This window comes from Auritidibacter sp. NML100628 (assembly GCF_003185985.1).
Taxonomy (GTDB): domain Bacteria; phylum Actinomycetota; class Actinomycetes; order Actinomycetales; family Micrococcaceae; genus Auritidibacter; species Auritidibacter ignavus.
In genome coordinates this window covers 1-17,362 of record NZ_QHLP01000023.1, presented here as the reverse complement: position 1 = coordinate 17,362, position 17,362 = coordinate 1, and the positions used below count along the sequence as shown (strand labels likewise).

Below are 17,362 nucleotides of genomic sequence, written 5' to 3'. Positions count from 1 at the left end.
CTGGGCTACCGCACCCCAGCACGAGCCTGGGCCGACCACCACGAACCCACCACCGCGGACCCACCCGCAGCGGCCTGAAACACAAGAAAAACACCGAGAGACTGTACGAAATCCTTGACACAGCCCAATCAGCACCTCGTCGTAGAACCTTTCCAGCTCCAGGATGGGGTCCCAGCCGCTCCATCGAGGTCGTGGGCACTTGTCTCTACACCAAGAACATTGCCAACGTGCTCGATTTTTCCGCGACAACAATTTGTTCACGCCAATCTTTCCTTGTCGTTGGTGCCAAATCCCGATAATCCGCATGATCCCATGGCGATCAGTGTTCGAAACAACGGCAAGTTGCTGGGATACCTCAGTCGTGAGGACGCTCTACGCTACGGTCCTGAAGCACACTGGTTGGCAACCTCAGGGTATGCGCGCGAAGTTCAGGAATATCTCTTCAGGCAGAGCACTCAATCCCAAAACTGGTACCCCTCCACCGAGATTCATTTCGTCCTCCCAGAGCCGGGACATGGGCTCCCTTGAATCAGTCCATTCCCGATAGCCTCTCTGTCTTGCCTCACGGCGACGTTGCACAGGTCTTGAAGGAGGCAGACCACTTCGAAGTCCTCTGTGATGACGTTCCACCAGCAAAGGGGTAGCGCAGGCCACAGAACTTACCATTCATGCGCTTCGGTCCTCTGAGCTCAGCAACGACTGGAACAGTACCATGCCGTTCTATCCGGTTCCGGTTGCTGAGTCCGATAGCTACGATGTACCGCCTGCTTATCAGTATGAACCGGAACAACCAGCCAGGAGCGATAAGGCCACTCATCAAAAGAGATGGTCCCAGGTCACGTCCCACGATTTGCCAGCTTCGCTCCATCACCGCAAACAGTTCCCCGATTCCTCATTCACTCCTGGGGCTCCAGAACCAATCATCGATTTTCCAGAACCAGCCAATCCTGAACTGATCATTCTTCAACGTTCCAATAAGGGTGATAAGACCGTACGCGTCCTCTTAGACGGTCCAACCGGGGGCCTGACAACGAGACTCGCTACACCGTCGATCACAACAACACTACTGGCACAGACACACATCGAGAAAAGAGTCCTGATGTTCTGCGACGTCGTGGAACCATACGGTTGATCACTCTCCTCATCATTGGAACCGTTCTCCTCGTCGTGACTCCCGATGTGGGGTGGGTTCTGGGCCCGTTAGTAGCCCTGTTTGGTGTTTACGACAAGAACGTGCACAATCGTTAGGCCTAGGTTCTAGAAGACGAAAAGCAATGGGGACAACCGGATTCACACCGCTTGAACGGCCCCCGCAGACCGAGAGGTGTTTGCTTGCGGCCTCGCTGATCAGCGTCAAAGACGGCAAGCCAAGAGGACTCACAACTCGAGATCTGCTGTTCGTTCCGGGCACGTGGTTCCCAAAGCCCAACGCGTTAAACCAGCAGGTGTGCATCTTCGTGAAGACGTTTCGGTGCTGTACAACCACTATTCAAAAAACGATCCATACCAGGGTTGTAGATCCACCGGCAAGGTGCGGGTTTACACCTGTTCTTCCGGATCCAGCCGCTTAATGGTGCGCATCTCTGCGGCCCAGAACTGCGCTATCTTCTTCCGCCGGTCCGAGTCATCGCTCAACAGATCAGCCAACCCGAGTCCACGAGCCAAGTCCAGCGTCGTCTGGATGAAACGACGAGTACGTTCATCGGAGACATCGGCGTTGAGAATTCGCACCGTTTCTGTATAGATGCCACGTGCGAATTTATCTTCCAGTGGCCGGATACGCTCCCTGAGGGCCGGTTCGGACGCAGCGACGCACCAGATCTGCAGGGCGACTTTAAAGACGTCGGAAGCGTAATATTCCAGGACTTTCTCCACGATATGGTCGAAGTCATCTCCCGGGGTGGCCTGCGATCTGGGTGCTTGGAGCCCTGCCTGTTCTCGTTCCTCAAACATGTAGTCGATTGCTGTCAGAAACAGATCTTCGCGGGTCGGGAAATGGTGTTGCAACGCACCACGACTCACCCCGGCTTCTTGAGCGATCAACGTCATCGTCGCACCGTGCCAACCGGATTCTGCCAGGCAACTGATAGTAGACCGCAGGATTCGATCTCGAGTAGCGCGGCTACGATCCTGCTTAGGCTCGTGCGACAGGTGGGACTGTGAGGAAGCACTGGAAGTGGTCATAAGTTTCAATCCTAGACCTCAGCCACCACCGCGCCGGGTGATGACATCATCACCACACACCCGAGATAGAGCTTGAGGGGCGTCAAAATTCTTCGCGCAAAACGTTCTTGCGAATTTTGCCAGTTGACGTCTTCGGCAAGGCTTCGACGAACCACACTCTCTTCGGTGTTTCCACGCCGGACAGGTGGTCGCGCACATGAGACAGAATCTCTGCCTCGACCTCGGAGGCAATCTGTTGTCGCTGTTCAGCACTCACTTCTGAAACGGCAGGAACCTTATCGCTACAAACTACGGCTGTGACGGCCTCACCCCAATGATCGTCAGGTGTCCCGATTACGGTACATTCGATGACTCCGGGGGCATCGGCAACGATTCGCTCAACCTTCATCGACGAGACATTCTCACCGCCGGTTTTGATGATGTCCTTGACTCGGTCAACGAACCACACAACGCCTTCGTCGTCCATGTAGCCAACGTCGCCACTATGGAACCATCCGTGACGAAATGCCTCCTTATTGGCATCGGGCCGATTCCAATACCCCGCGGTGACGTGTGGACCGCGGTAAACGATTTCACCAACCTCTCCGGGAGGTAACAATCTACCGTCTGGAGCCATAATTCGGGTGCGCACCGTTGGGGAGGGCACTCCCCACGACCCGTTCTTACCGTGTCGATGCTCAGTACGTTGAAACGTCGTCGCCGGCACAACTTCTGTTTGTCCCGATCCCAGCACCTTCCGTGCATTCGGCATCATGGCATCCATACCTGCCAAAATCCGTTCGGGCATCTGTGCCATTGCGTACATGGCGGTCTCCATGGATGACAGGTCCCGAGTTTGGCGCTGGTTTTCGGCGATCAGGGCTGCCCACATCATCGGTAGACCCGTGAAAACCGTAACTTTCTCTCGCTCAATGGCGTCAAGAACAGCAGCGGGATCGAACCCTTGCTGAAGCACCAACGTGCCACCCAGAAATAACACGGGCTTAGCGAGGGTGTTCAGCCCCGTGACATGGAACAGCGGCAAACATAACAGCATGGTGCCAGGGTGCTCACCCCAATCCTTTCCGATCAACACCGCATTAGACATCACACCGGTCACCACCGCGCTGTGCGTTGCTAGGGCACCTTTTGGTCGAGCGGTGGTTCCCGAAGTGTAGAGACACTGAACGATGTCGTCACTGGAAATGATGAGTCTCAGTTCATCGTCCACCGGTGTGGCCAAAAGATCTGTCAGATCTACTCGCGCATAGTTCGTCGCCATCGACAATGCAGCCTCGTTCTCGACCGCACCGGTTCCGGTTTCGCGCACAACGACATTGTCAATCGTGACCCCTTCGGCAATCGTTGCTTCCAGCAGGGGTAGCATAGCGTCGTCGATGATGACAGTCCGCACACCGGCATCGTCGAGAATCCAGGCGATATCTGACGGCGTTAGCGCGTAGTTGATGGGTAATGCCACTCGCGCGGATTTGGCGATCCCAAAGTAGATTGCCAGAAAATCCGCGCTATTGGCTACCATGATGGCGACCGGTTCTCCCTGTTCCGGGGCGTCGGGGAGATTAATAATCCCGCGGGCTATCGCTTCGGCATCGTGGTCCAGCTGGGCATAACTGATACGTCGTTCTCCTTCCACAACGGCAATCTGTTGTGGATGTTTCTCGGCGGCGCGGGTCAACGCGTCGCCGACCGTATGACGACGGGCAAGATTGAGATCAACGGGGTCGACGGTACTGGTATCGGGTTTCATAATGTTCACTTCCTGGTGAATGTATGGGTCAGTAAGAAGCAGTAGAGATGCAAACCGCAGGCCAGGATCCAGTAGCGCAGAGCATCGAGAAGAGAGGTTATACCGGATAGCCATCCATTCGGGCAAGCACCTGGAGCATGACCTCGTCGGCGCCACCGCCGATCGAGGACAACCGCACGTCGCGGAGGAATCGGCTCGTCCAGTTCTCCTCCATATAACCCATGCCGCCATGGACTTGTAGCACCGTATCGGCGACATCGCGTAGCAAGCGTCCAGCTACGAGTTTGCCCACGGTGGCTTCCCGAGTAATGTCTGCACCGGCATGAGATAGCCGGCACATCTTTTCGTTGTGCGATCGCAATAGTTCCAGTTGGGCAGAAAGCTCGGTCAACTTGAACACGGGGTACTGGCGAGCGGCAAGGGGTGCCCCGAATAGCTCACGTTGTCCCAAGTATTCCCGGGTCTTAGCGAGCGCCCACTCACTGGCACCGACGGCCGTGAAACACGCCGAGAGACGCTCGACCACGAACTGTTGCATCTGTTGTTGGAATCCCCGACCGATCTTACCGATCGTATTTGATACCGGAACCCTCACCTCATCGAGGTGTAGCTCAACGGTGTCAGAGGAACGATTCCCGAGTTTGTCGAGCGTGCGCGAGATGGTGAACCCAGCAAGCCCTGAGGGCACAATAATCTGCGACATCCCCCGATACCCGCCCTCATCGGACGTCCGGACCAACATGCAGAACCAGTCGGCCTGAGTGCCGTTGGTAATGAAGATCTTGCCACCGTTGATCACCCAGTCGTCGCCGTCGCGACGGGCCTTGGTGGACAAACCTGCGACATCTGATCCGGCCCCGGGTTCTGTCACCGCGATGGCCGCCACTTGTTGCCCTTCAAGGGCCGGGCGTAGATATTGCTCTTTCAACTCCGGACTACCAAAACGGGCCAAGGATGGCGTAGCCATGTGCATCTGGACGTTGATTGCCATCGACACTCCAGCGGTATTCCCCTTGGCCAGTTCCTCGGCGAAGACCATCTGGTACTCCATGGGCGCGCCTTCCCCACCGTCTTCTTCGGGATACCCCAGCCCTAAGTACCCTGCTGCGGCCAACTTAGGAAACAGCTCGTGGGCGTCGAAGACTCCGGCGTCCTCCCACTGGTTCATTCTGGGGACAATTTCCTTGTCGCAGAACGATCGGACGCCTGCGCGAAACTGTTCGAGGTCAAACTGGTCAAGATCGTCTGGCTCTTCGGTCATATTCGCCTCTCTGACGCCAACGACATGGTGGCTTACACCGGTTACACCGTGTCTATCGTGATGCAGGTCACATTAGCACCCTTAATGAAGAAAAAACAATCACGCTTGCTTGTTGTCAAAAAATGTGCCAACATGTGGTCCACGACTCGTTCGATCCGCTCCCACGGGAAGGCACGTGAGCATGGACTCCGAGCACATCAGGAACAATCCCTTACCCACCCGAACTGGCCACTGTCCTCGTGGTGTTGCGAATGCGGACGCTATCTTGGCTGACAAGGATGGCCCGGTGGTGAGGATCGGTAATGCTTCCGGGTTCTATGGGGATCGCTTCGCCGCTTTCGACGAAATGGTTCGGGCCGGCGTGGACGTCATCACCGGTGACTACCTTGCAGAACTCACGATGCTGATCTTGGCCCGGCAGAAGGCAACGGATCCCACCACAGGATTTGCGCGCACGTTTTTGTCTCAGCTGAAGCACTCGCTGGAGGCCCTGGTTGCCACCGATGCCCGTGTAGTCGTCAATGCGGGCGGGATGAATCCGTCCGGGCTAGCTGAGGCGATCAATCAAGTGGTGACGAAGACCGGAGCTGAGCTTCCGGTGGCCTATGTGGACGGCGATGACCTGACTGACCGCAGTCAGCAACTCGGTTTGGGCCAAGCACTAGCTGCCAATGCCTACCTGGGTGGTTTTGGCATTACCTCAGCCTTACGGGCAGGGGCACGGATCGTGGTAACAGGGCGGGTGACCGACGCTGCGCTGACCACAGGTGCAGCTGCCTGGTATCACGGGTGGGAACGGGATGATCTTGATGCCCTGGCCGGGGCGATGGCCGCCGGCCACGTCATCGAGTGCGGGATGCAGGCCACCGGTGGAAATTTCTCCTTCTTTACCGAGATCCCCGACTTGATCCGTCCCGGATTCCCCATCGCTGAGATAGCCACCGACGGTAGCTCGGTGATCACCAAACCCGTCGGCACCGGTGGTGCTGTCACCGCAGAGACGGTGATCTCCCAGTTACTGTACGAGGTGGCCGGGGCCAGATATCCCGGTCCGGATGCCACCCTGCGACTAGATTCCATCACGGTCACCGATCTCGGTGCCGATCGAGTGGCGTTGAGCGGAATCCTCGGTGAAGCCCCACCACCGACTCTTAAGGTGTCAGCTACCGAACTCGGTGGATTTCGACAGGAGATGACCGTCTATCTCACCGGCCTGGACGTCGATGCCAAGGCGAATCTGATTCAAGCGCAGTTCCACCACGCCCTGAACACCGCAGGATTACCGATGCCGCAGCAGTTGCAATGGACGTTGGCGCGCACCGATCACTCCGATGCGACCGTGCAAGAGGAAGCGAGCGCCCGCCTGACCCTGGTCGCTCGCGACAATGACCCCCAGGTGGTGGGACGAAAATTGGCAAATATTTTTGTCGAGATCGCACTGGGTAGCGTTCCCGGTATCTTCTTGTCTTCTCCACCTAAAGAAGCCGAAGTGTATGGCCGGTTCCGTCCGGAATTCGTTCCCCAGACCATCCCAACTCACCGCGTGCATTACCCCGACGGGTCGGCAGAAGTCATTGTGCCACCTGAACGCACTCTGCGACTTGAACCCACGGATCTGGACGAGCACTCCCCTGCTACCGGGCAGGGACCCACCATCACTCAGTCCTCGTCCGATGCCACGGAATCCTCTGTTGCGTTGGGCCGATATTTCGGTGCCCGTAGCGGCGATAAGGGCGGGACGATCAATGTTGGTGTCTGGGCCCGTAGCAACCCGGGCTGGACTTGGCTACGCCAAGAGCTCACACCGGAACGACTGCGAGAGTTGCTCCCAGAATTTCGAGATCTCCCCATGGACCGTGTCGAGCTGGCCAAGCTACGGGCGGTGAATTTCGTCATTCACGACGCACTCGGGGAAGGCATCGCCTTCGGTGCCCGCTTTGATGCACAGGCCAAAGGTGTGGCCGAGTGGTTGCGCAGTCGTCACGTTTCACTACCGTCCGACGTCACGGAATTTTCGGGCCTCGACGATAACTTCACGACCGGATTCGGAGTATCCTCATGACTCGTCTCATCAGCACCATCGACACTTCCTCCCCGGAGTTCCAGCGGAGCGAAGAAGCGATGCTGCACAAAATCTCCGAGATCGATGCGGTCTTCGAGCAACTGGCTGCAGCCGGTGGTCCGCGTGCCGTGGCCCGTCACCGCCACCGCGGTAAGCTCACCGCACGAGAGCGCATTGAGCTCCTCATTGACCGCGACAGCCCCTTTCTTGAGCTTTGCGCCGTCGCGGCCTGGGGATCAGATTTTCCCGTCGGAGCCAGCATCATTGGTGGCATCGGAACCGTGTGCGGGGTTGAATGCGTCATTATTGCTAACGACCCCACGATTGCCGGCGGTACGTCAAATCCATTCACGCTCAAAAAGCAACTGCGCATCATGGATATTGCGCTGAAAAACCGGCTTCCGCTGATGACCTTGGTCGAATCAGGCGGGGCGAACTTACCGACACAGAGTCAGGTCTTTATCCCGGGGGGTGATTCCTTTTGGCGACTAGCCCAGCTGTCTAAAGAGGGCATCCCCACGATCTCAATCGTGTTTGGCAACTCGACTGCGGGAGGCGCCTATCTCCCGGGCATGAGTGATCACGTGATCATGATCGAAGGCCAGTCGAAAGTCTTTCTTGGCGGACCACCACTGGTGAAGGCCGCCACCGGCGAAGTGAGCGACGATGAATCACTGGGTGGAGCCGGAATGCACGCGCGGACCTCGGGGCTTGCCGATTATTTCGCTCACGACGAGCAAGACGCATTGCGTATCGCACGCCGTGTTGTCTCCCGGCTCAACCACCGCAAAGCAGGCCCCGCGCCTGCCACCTCGATGCCACCGGTCTTCGACGAGGAAGAGTTGCTCGGCATCGTGCCCGATGACCTCAAGATTCCATTCGATCCGCGGGAGGTTATTGCCCGGGTCGTTGATGGGTCGGATTTTGATGAATTCAAGCCTCTTTATGGTGCTGGCATGGTAACCGGTTGGGCGAACATCCACGGTTACCCGGTGGGCATGATCGCCAACGCCAAGGGTGTGATTTTCAGCCAGGAAGCACAAAAGACCACCCAGTTTATCCAGATCGCCAACCGGCAAGCCACTCCCCTGGTGTTTGTACACAATACAACCGGATACATGGTCGGTCGCGCCTACGAGGAGGGTGGGATCATCAAACACGGTTCGATGATGATCAATGCGGTGTCCACCTCCACGGTTCCCCACATCTCTGTGCTGATCGGGTCCTCGTATGGGGCCGGCCACTACGGGATGTGCGGCCGTGCCTTTGACCCGCGTTTCCTCTTCGCCTGGCCCTCGGCCAAATCGGCAGTTATGGGTGGCGCCCAATTGGCCGATGTGGTGACCTCCGTGGCGAAAGCTTCGGCCCAAGCCCGTGGTACACCCGTCGATGTCGACGCGCTGGAACATCGCCGAGCTGCCATCGAGCAACAGATCGAAGACGAATCTCTGCCACTGTTTCTCTCGGGTCTCGTCTACGACGATGGGATCATCGACCCCCGAGATACCCGCACGGTGCTGGGGCTGTCGTTGTCGGCCATTGCGAATAGACAGGTCGAGTCCGATCGGTCTTACGGAATTTTCCGGATGTGAGGAACCACATGACTGTCCAGACCACAACACGCCCGATCACCCGGGTGCTCGTCGCCAACCGTGGGGAAATCGCTCGACGGGTCTTCGCCACATGCAAAGCCCGCGGGATCGGAACCGCAGCGGTATTTTCCAATGCGGATGCCCATGCTCCGTTCGTCGCCGAAGCCGATCTTGCCGTGCGTTTGCCGGGTATCGCCCCAGCAGACACCTACCTGCGTGCCGAGCTCATGATTGCGGCCGCCCAGAAAATGGGCGCCGATGCGATTCACCCCGGCTACGGGTTCCTGTCCGAGAACGCTGGCTTCGCCCGAGCTGTTATCGAGGCCGGATTGATCTGGATCGGTCCGGATCCCGCTTCTCTTGAACAAATGGGGTCCAAAATCGAGTCCAAACGCCTCATGGAGCAGGCCGGCGTACCGGTCTTGACGGATCTCGACCCCGAATCCATCACCGAAGCTGAGTTACCGGTGCTCGTCAAAGCCTCAGCAGGTGGTGGCGGTCGCGGGATGCGGATTGTGGAACGTCTCGATGAGCTTGCTGACACCGTGGCCTCGGCCTCGCGCGAGGCCGCCAGTGCCTTCGGCGATCCCACGGTTTTCTGTGAGCGCTATATTCCTACCGGGCACCATATCGAGGTCCAAGTGTTTGGTGACCGGGCCGGCAACGCCTGGGCAATGGGAGAACGAGAATGTTCGATTCAGCGTCGCCACCAGAAGATTATCGAAGAAGCGCCCGCTCCGCTGGTTGAACGCCGGGGCGCGCGAATGCGTGAACGTCTCTATCAGGCCGCTCGCAACGCGGTGCAACGGCTGGGGTATATCGGAGCAGGAACCGTTGAGTTCTTGGCCGACGAGGACGGGTCCTTTTACTTCCTGGAAATGAATACCCGTTTGCAGGTCGAACACCCGGTGACTGAATGTACCACCGGGCTCGACCTCGTTGGGTTGCAGTTGGACATCGCGGTCGGGGCAGAGCTGGTCGGTGACGAACCCCGGGCTCAGGGACATGCCATTGAAGTGCGGCTCTACGCCGAGGACCCCACGCAGAATTGGTCGCCCCAAGCCGGACCGATCCGAGAGTTCTCGGTGCCGGAAGTGGACGCTGTCTTCAACAACCCAGCACCCGGACACCCGGCGATTCGTCTCGATGCTGGTGTCCAAGCCGGAGATGTGATGGGCACCGATTACGATCCGATGATCGCGAAGATGATTGGTGTCGCCCCAACTCGGCACGGTGCCGCACGCAAACTTGCCTCAGCTCTGGAAAGGATGGTGTGGGACGGCCCCGTCACCAATGCCGACCTGCTCGTGGGCATCCTGGGCGAAAAGGATTTTCTCTCGGGGCACACCGCCACCTCCTACTTAGAGGATCATCCTGCTGTGTTCACGCCGGCCACTGACGAGACCACCACAAGGTTGTTTGCCGTGGTGGCAGCCATCGCTGCGGCGGCAGCTGTGGCCGAAGGCGCTCCCGCGTGCCCCGATGGCGTGGTGGTGCTCGGCGCACCAGAGAACGCAGACCAGGCATTGGCCCGTCACATCGCCGAGGAGAATCCGCGACCGCGCATTGGTGGGTGGCGGTTGTTCCACCCCGACTGGCGAACTCGCGCCTTCCTTCTCGGTAGCCAGGAGATCTCCATCGACTATCGCCAACGTCGGTATGGCTGGGAAATCTCCCCCAGCTCGGTGCCTGACGTTAACAGCGTGGAGGTCGTCTCGGCATCCTCGGCTGTCGTCAGGCTGCGCATCGACGATGTGGAGCGACGTTTCGTCGTGTCACGAACGGGCCGTCAAGTGATCGTCACCGGATCCGAACGGTCCGTAACGCTCACTGAGGTCGAACACTTCACCGATCCGGAGACGGTCTCTGCACCGGGCAGCCTAATCGCGCCCATGCCAGGCACCGTGGTACATATCGAGGCAACAGTTGGTGACGCCGTGGTGGCAGGCCAAGAAATCCTGTGGGTGGAAGCTATGAAAATGGAGCACGCCATCACCAGCGATGCTGATGGCATTGTCGAACAGCTCACGGTCAGTGTCGGTGATCGTGTTGACGTTGGTGCCGTGCTGGCCGTAATTGTTGCCCAGAGTGAAAAGGAGGCTGTCACAGCATGACGAGCGTGGTCTATACCCTCGAGGGGTCAACGGCGACCCTGACACTCGATGCACCGGAGAATCGCAACGCGATCAACCAGGCACTCCTGCAGGGCATCTCTGAGGGGTTGGACCGGGCCAGTGCTGATGATTCGGTACGCAGTATCGTGCTGACTCACACCGGTTCGGTGTTCTGCGCTGGTGCAGATCTGAAAGACCACTCCTTAAACGACACCGAAGGTGGCACGCCGACGACGGGCGCTTCGGCTGCGAACGCTGTCATCCGTGAGTTGCTAACATGCCCTAAACCGATCATCGCAGCGGTCCACGGTCATGTCAGGGCCGGTGGAATGGGCTTTGTGGCTGCCTGCGACTTTGTCGTCGCGGGTCCGCAGTCCACTTTCGGGCTCACCGAAGTGCGGATCGGGGTCGTCGCCGCCATGATCGCGCCCGTGGTCTTAGCCCGGCTTGGTGACCGAACCGCAGCAGGTTGGCTTCTTCGGGCACGCACCATCACCCCAGACGAAGCGCTGTCAGCAGGCTTCATTTCTCATGCCATCACTGACACCGATGGTTCTGTTGCCGGCACGGTCGAGGAGATTCTGACCGACTTACGCAAAGCTGCTCCGGCAGCGCTGGAAGCATCAAAGATGCTGGTCAACCGTCATGTTCTCGAGCTTATGGATACCCGTGAGCAGGACATGGTTGAGCTCTCCCAGCGCTTTTTTGCCGGAGATGATGCCAAAGCCGGGATGAAGGCGTTTCTGAACAAACAACATCCGCCGTGGGTCCTGGACGCCTGATCCCACGATGCCTAGTCACCGATCATGGCCTGATCACCCAGCTCGCTACTGGCATACGCTGTGACGTTCAACTACTAGTTGTGAAGATGGCTGTGAACTGATCATTTGGAGTCAAAGCACCGAGATTTCCGATATCAGCGATAACGGGGACCAACTGGACCGGTCAATCTGTGGTATTTGTCAGCATCTCCATGCCCTTCGAAGATCCAACCAGCGTCCACTCAGCATCCCGGCTGTACACCGGATCGGACAGGCTTGCCCCGACCGCAGTCCATGAGCGTGTCCCCCAGACGCTGAAGTTGTCCCTCGACACCTGCGCTCCCCGGGCACGTAGACCATATCCCCAAACAGTCATGCCACCACCGAGCCAGCCCGCCCCCGAGCAGGCTACCCACTTCGGCGAAACAACGAGGTAGGAATGCCGAGCACCCATTGGTCGTTGCCGTCGGTCGTGATGGGGCGTGGCAGAAATTTCGAGCCGACATCTGCCCACATTATCCGCTCCTCAAACAGGCGCGTCGAAAGCGTTCCACCATCGGCCGCTACGGCGCCTAGCAACCTTATCGAGATCTCTCACGGAACTGACCTCGATAGTGCAGAGCACCTGTGGTCGCAGAGGCGCATGGATTCGTGATGGCCCGCGATGATACGGATCTGCGCATCTTTGATGCATGGACGGGCTATGGGGTCGTCGAGTGACGGTGGGTCACCTACACTAGTTGGCATGTTGTTTTACGGCACTGCTTCACTGCGTCTGCGCCGCCGCTAACGGCGGCGAGCACACGCCCCGTTGTTGCTCCTGCCTCCGGAGAAATCACCCGGCCGGGCGGTTTATTCATCGTGCCCGGCTCCACAACCACCACGGAGCAAACAGTGCCTACCTATCACGGTGGCCGTCATGAGTACGGCCAAAACTTCCTTACTGACCCATCAATCATCGCCACGATAACCCGACTCGTGGCAGCGACCAAAGGCCCGATTATCGAGATCGGCCCCGGTGATGGAGCCCTCACCACGCCACTGGCCCAGCTGGGGCGAGCGGTCACTGTCGTCGAGATCGACCCTCAGCTCGCAAAGCGTTTGGCAGACCGTCTCCCGTCACATGTGGAGGTCATTAATGACGACTTCCTGACCTACCGGCTTCCGCCATCTGCGCAGGTGATCGTCGGCAACCTGCCATTTCACCAGACCACCGCCATACTGCGACGCATGCTGCACGCCCCAGCATGGAGTGAGGCGATCCTGCTCGTACAATGGGAGGTTGCCCGCCGCAGAGCGGGCGTTGGCGGTGCCACAATGATGACCGCACAATGGGCGCCGTGGTTCGAGTTCAGGCTAGACAGTCGTGTTCCCGCTCGCGCGTTCACCCCACGTCCGAGCGTGGACGGTGGAATCCTCACCATCCAACGTCGCGAACACCCGTTGTTGTCCCCGGCACACAGACGTCAGTTCCGCGCCTTGGTCCACCGTGTCTACACCGGACCTGGACGCGGGATCGCCCAAGTTCTGGCACACAACACGACGCTCGGCTCACTGCAGACAGTCAAAGCGTGGCTAACACGCCACCAGGTGAGTGCCACCGACCTGCCGAAAGACCTGCCGGTCCCGGTATGGGTGGACCTGTTCAAAACCGCACGCTCCTCGCCACCGCGTCACCGCGCACCGTCCTCTTCCACAAGGCGAGGCCGATGAGTATCAGACCCTTGCGACGACCCTTAGCTGAGGAGAATGCAGCAAGCCATGCCGACCCGACTGAGACAGCCACACATCGTGTAGCACGCCTCCTCTGTCAAGATCCCACCCAGGACTGGCGACTTCGTGACCTCGCCGACCGTGTGCACCTATCGATCTCGCAGCTGGGCAGGGCCTTCAGCCAGCGCTTTGGAATGTCGCCCATTCAGTACCTGTCTCACGTTCGAGCCCAACGCCTTGCTGAGCTCTTGGTGACGACTGACCTTCCGATCGGTGTCGCTATGGCACAAGTTGGGTGGCATAGCCGTGGCCACGCGGCACGTCAGTTCACCGCGATTGTTGGGGTCAGCCCATCCGCGTATCGACGCGCCGCAACCCAGCGAGCAGACCTAACACGCCCGTGCTGCGGACAGTGCCGGGAATGATCCCGGTGACACCCACACAGTATCCGAGCTCTGGCGGTGCCAATAGACCGGTTGCTGGCATGGCCAGTCGGGTGCCGGCTTGGGCATGCGTTTGACCGATGCGCGGAACGCTACCTTGCGTTCCGGAGCATCCTTGACCCGTTGGGACATCCCACCGTCGTGATCTTGCCTGCGCTGTGTGGTCGAGGATGCTCGAGACCTCACCGCTGTCACCTGCGAAGCGGACCTCAACGACGACGTGAACATCTTTGACGAGCTCGCGGAGGTTAGGTGCCACAACAGTCCCCGCTGACGGCAAATCCCCTCAGTCATGATGCGCTACCAAATGTATGCTCGAACGCTCTCCAGGCGTTGTCGAGATACGGTCTGCGCGATAGCGGATCTCTGAGACCGAAGACGACGTCCTCAAGCCACCTGCACCGGGCGTGGAAGCGGATGCGATGTAGCTCGTCTTCAGTCAGAGGCCCGTTCAGCGCTTCCCCAATGTGACTGGCCGCCTCAGGCCCCAGGTCCCGGTAGATGGATCCAATGTCACGGGCAGGGTCGGTGAGCGCCGCATCGGTCCAATCGATGATGCCAGTCACTGTTCCGTGGTCATCGACGAGAATGTGTTCGGCCCCCAGATCGTTGTGCTGTGCGATAAGGAGCGACCGTGTCGGCGGGGGCGGCTCGTTCAGGAACGCGCGAATGAGACGTCCCTGCCTCGCACTTAGGTGACCACGCACCGCTCGGTAGCTACGCACAGCGTCCTGATGCCAGGCGTGATATGGATACCGATCAGCCGGCAGTTGCGAAGCCGGCAGAGTCCGGCGAAAGGCCGATAACGCATCGATGATGGCCTGCCGAACCTTCGTCGAGTCCCGCTTTCGTCGACGAAGCAGTGGCGTGCCAGGAAGGCGCCGGTAGACAAACGTGCCGAGTTCGGCCTCATAGAGCACTGGTATCGGGATTGGGACCGAGGTGACGTGCGTGAGCGTATCGAGCAGGTGAACTTCACGGTTGACGGCCTCATGGTCAGCCGAACACCGCACGATGTATTCCCCGACAGCGATGGTCGTGTTCTCTGCTCCCCAGGCGAGGAGGACTGGCTCGTCGTTGGGCGACCAGAGGTCATGCAGTTTTCCCAGCTCCGCCAGGCGGGCGCGGTCCTCGGGGGTCACTGCGGACATCGCGGTCGCGCTGTCGCGTCTTGCTGACGTCGAGAGACGTCGAAGACCCACCAGAGGCTTTGTGCCAACGGCACCGTTCCGCCACCGAGGAGCGCAACCCACACCAATTGCAGGTGGCTGGCAGTACCGAACCCGATCAGCACTGCGATCAAACCCGAGATGATCACGGCTGTCAGCATAATGACCTTCGGAACCGCATCTCGGCGAGTTGCCGTCCGAGTCGCGAGATATATGAGCTCGCCCCCTTGCAACAGTCCGATGGCGACAACTGCGCCGAGAGCGAAGGCGAGCACCGCGAGTGGGACCCGGTGAGCGTGAGCAACGAGCACGAAAGCAATCGTCGCGGTGACTAGCGCGACTGCATCGATGCCTGCCGCGCCCATCCTCCACCCCATCAGCTCGCGCTGCAGCTGTCGCTTTCGGGGTACAAAGTCTCAGGCCCGATCGGTGTACCAGCGCCCGACCGCGATGCCGATAGCGCAGGTCGTTCGCGGTGCCAGGAGGGCCGGGGGTAGGTTGTTATTAAGTAGCCAAATCACAGCTCCGAGTGCAACCGCCACGGGGATTGAGCCCAGGCGTGCGAACCACCATCCGCGGATGTAAACAGCTCGTGCCTGCCCGATATGTATCGGATGCAACAGCTGTCTTTCAGCCGGAACAGGGAGCTGGATTTGTTCTTTCATGTCGTTCATTCGATCCTCTAAGGGGAATGGTCCAGGTAGTCCTTGTCCGCCTCGGGTTTGGCAAGCTCGTAGACTTTTTGCCGAACCACGCCGATCGCGCCAGCGACCGTGACGGCGCTAAATTCCTCGAGCATTGCCTCCACACAGACAGACCGAATGCTTGCAGCCCGTGCGACAAGGTGGGACATCAGTGCGCTGATCTCCACTGCGAGAACAGCGACCGCTCGTGGGCCACCGAACTCGTCTGCCCACCGGTCATCGTCTGAGGTGGCAACCGCATAAAGACGGTCACCAGCATCGCACAGGTGCGATTCCACCTCGTCGGGTCGAACGCCTGCGGCACGAAACCGTTCGACAACCTTGTCCATAACGTGTTGTCCTTCCCTCTGCCGGTGCGCCAATACGCGCACCCACTCGGCTCCGAAAGCGTCATCCGGGGTCTTGTCACCCCTGGGGTTACTCCTCATGCCTCTTAGCACGGCAGGTCGTCATTGCCCCGTCAACCCTGGGGTGAAAAACCGGCGCGGCAGGTACTGATGTGCCTGTTGGTGCAGAGCTACACGCAGACCTCGAGCATTGCGCGTCCGAGGTGGTGGTACACCCCTGCGTTCCCGGCAGCATGGGACGCTTGGTGATGTGATCGAGCGGAGTTGCGTCACCCGGCCATCACCGTCAGGAATCCGTCACCGTGGTCGACACGAGCAAGATTCGAGAGCCATGAGCACGCAGACGGCGCGAAATCGGTGCGGGACGACGAGCGTCGTCGCCCGTCCGTAGCGGGTCGAGCTCGGAAGCGTCGAACTCAGCCTTCCTCCCAGCGTGGTGCCCTTCGTTCGGTGGCCTGCGATGAGGTATCTGCCACGTCGGCGCTGTGGGGCCCAGTTGACCGAAAGCATACAGAGCTGCGGAATCACAGGGGGCCTGAGGGCTCAAGGTGTTCGCTGGCGAAATCCAGAAGCCTCCGAAATAGTCGCGGAGGTTCGCGGGGAACTCCCAACGCCGCAAACACGCCGGTCTCAGTCGCCGAGTCTCCAATCTGTACCTGACTCGAGAGACCACCAAGGATGGTGCCGAAAACCCAAGTGGCCGACGCTATCGGCGATGTTTCAAACGATCTTGTAAGCAACCCGACGCTCAGGCCGTGTGGGACCAAGCCCGTGACGTCGTTGAGTTTTGCCAGCAGACATTCCCCCATGTGGCGGATTACCTGGAGGAATCCCTCGACGATCTGTTGGCGTTTACGAATGCGCCAAAAAGCGGTGTGGACGAAGGGGTGGTCAAACAACCCCACCGAAAGGCTCAACCGGGAGATCAGACGCCGCACCGACGTCGTGGGGATCTTCCCCAACCGCGACGCCGTCGTGCGTCTGGTCGGGGCGGTACTCGCCGAGCAACACGAGTGAGAAGGATCCAACAGAAACGCTACATGTCACTGACTAGTCTCGAGCAGACCAAAGGCATTGTGGCGGCCGGCACGATCGATGCCGCCCCAGCAGAAGGAAACGAGGTCGCCGCATGATCACACCCGTTACATTCATTTGTAGGTCCTCATCAGAGGATCTGGTCGCTGGTCCTGGTATGGTTTTTTTGCCCTGTCATCGATGATCCGGGGGGTGTTGCCGCCAGGAGTCCAGGACGCGCGTTGACTGCT

At 59.1% G+C, this 17,362-nt stretch carries 14 protein-coding genes and 1 pseudogene; 8 read left to right on the top strand and 7 right to left on the bottom strand.

The genetic code is table 11. The annotated features are described in order from the left end of the window. The first annotated feature begins 114 nt into the window (after positions 1 to 114). Positions 115 to 528, top strand: a complete 414-nt coding sequence (locus tag DCC24_RS12695) for an HIRAN domain-containing protein (RefSeq protein WP_110100058.1) — start codon at positions 115 to 117, stop codon at positions 526 to 528. A gap of 1,011 nt (positions 529 to 1,539) precedes the next feature. Here DCC24_RS12695 and DCC24_RS11560 read toward each other — a convergent pair. The 3 genes from DCC24_RS11560 to DCC24_RS11550 form a co-directional block, all read right to left on the bottom strand. Then, entirely contained in the window at positions 1,540 to 2,184 is a 645-nt protein-coding gene (locus tag DCC24_RS11560; protein ID WP_110100056.1) for a TetR/AcrR family transcriptional regulator, read from the bottom strand. Between the two features lie 82 nt (positions 2,185 to 2,266). Further along, the gene (locus DCC24_RS11555) at positions 2,267 to 3,931 is read right to left on the bottom strand and encodes an AMP-binding protein (RefSeq protein WP_158524675.1); all 1,665 of its coding nucleotides are present in this window, start codon (positions 3,929 to 3,931) and stop codon (positions 2,267 to 2,269) included. A gap of 97 nt (positions 3,932 to 4,028) precedes the next feature. Further along, positions 4,029 to 5,192: an acyl-CoA dehydrogenase family protein gene (locus tag DCC24_RS11550; protein ID WP_110100054.1), complete on the bottom strand. Its 1,164-nt coding sequence runs from the start codon at positions 5,190 to 5,192 to the stop codon at positions 4,029 to 4,031. 265 nt (positions 5,193 to 5,457) lie between these two features. On the opposite strand from DCC24_RS11550, the gene DCC24_RS11545 reads away from it, so the two are divergent. The 6 genes from DCC24_RS11545 to DCC24_RS12690 all read left to right on the top strand — a co-directional run bounded on the left by DCC24_RS11545 (position 5,458) and on the right by DCC24_RS12690 (position 13,859). After that, on the top strand, positions 5,458 to 7,254 hold the full coding sequence (locus DCC24_RS11545) for an acyclic terpene utilization AtuA family protein (protein WP_233492083.1): 1,797 nt from the start codon (positions 5,458 to 5,460) through the stop codon (positions 7,252 to 7,254). After that, positions 7,251 to 8,846, top strand: coding sequence for an acyl-CoA carboxylase subunit beta (locus DCC24_RS11540; protein ID WP_110100052.1), 1,596 nt, complete (start codon positions 7,251 to 7,253; stop codon positions 8,844 to 8,846). The genes DCC24_RS11545 and DCC24_RS11540 overlap by 4 nt, the downstream gene beginning before the upstream one ends. An 8-nt stretch (positions 8,847 to 8,854) precedes the next feature. Then, entirely contained in the window at positions 8,855 to 10,960 is a 2,106-nt protein-coding gene (locus DCC24_RS11535; protein ID WP_110100051.1) for a biotin carboxylase N-terminal domain-containing protein, read from the top strand. Further along, positions 10,957 to 11,742, top strand: a complete 786-nt coding sequence (locus DCC24_RS11530; RefSeq protein ID WP_110100050.1) for an enoyl-CoA hydratase-related protein — start codon at positions 10,957 to 10,959, stop codon at positions 11,740 to 11,742. Before DCC24_RS11535 ends, DCC24_RS11530 begins: the two co-directional genes overlap by 4 nt. An 873-nt stretch (positions 11,743 to 12,615) precedes the next feature. Beyond that, positions 12,616 to 13,434, top strand: coding sequence for a 23S ribosomal RNA methyltransferase Erm (erm, locus tag DCC24_RS11525; protein WP_110100049.1), 819 nt, complete (start codon positions 12,616 to 12,618; stop codon positions 13,432 to 13,434). After that, on the top strand, positions 13,353 to 13,859 hold the full coding sequence (locus DCC24_RS12690; RefSeq protein WP_110100048.1) for a helix-turn-helix transcriptional regulator: 507 nt from the start codon (positions 13,353 to 13,355) through the stop codon (positions 13,857 to 13,859). Before erm ends, DCC24_RS12690 begins: the two co-directional genes overlap by 82 nt. Here DCC24_RS12690 and DCC24_RS12245 read toward each other — a convergent pair. From DCC24_RS12245 to DCC24_RS11500, 4 genes are all read right to left on the bottom strand, one after another. Beyond that, positions 13,780 to 14,136 carry a hypothetical protein gene (locus tag DCC24_RS12245; RefSeq protein WP_199446282.1) on the bottom strand — a complete coding sequence of 119 codons (357 nt, stop codon included), beginning with the start codon at positions 14,134 to 14,136 and terminating at the stop codon, positions 13,780 to 13,782. The two genes, DCC24_RS12690 and DCC24_RS12245, sit on opposite strands and share 80 nt — an antisense overlap. Before the next feature lie 31 nt (positions 14,137 to 14,167). Then, positions 14,168 to 15,028, bottom strand: a complete 861-nt coding sequence (locus tag DCC24_RS11515; protein WP_110100047.1) for a phosphotransferase family protein — start codon at positions 15,026 to 15,028, stop codon at positions 14,168 to 14,170. Then, positions 15,016 to 15,411 (bottom strand): hypothetical protein, encoded by a 396-nt coding sequence (locus DCC24_RS11510; RefSeq protein WP_110100046.1) that lies wholly within the window; start codon positions 15,409 to 15,411, stop codon positions 15,016 to 15,018. The genes DCC24_RS11515 and DCC24_RS11510 overlap by 13 nt, the downstream gene beginning before the upstream one ends. A 317-nt stretch (positions 15,412 to 15,728) precedes the next feature. Beyond that, complete coding sequence (locus DCC24_RS11500) at positions 15,729 to 16,079, bottom strand: hypothetical protein (RefSeq protein ID WP_110100044.1); 351 nt, start codon at positions 16,077 to 16,079, stop codon at positions 15,729 to 15,731. 857 nt (positions 16,080 to 16,936) lie between these two features. Here DCC24_RS11500 and DCC24_RS12430 point away from each other — a divergent pair. Next, a pseudogene (locus DCC24_RS12430) lies at positions 16,937 to 17,105 on the top strand (transposase); the annotation flags it as partial. Between the last annotated feature and the right edge of the window lie 257 nt (positions 17,106 to 17,362).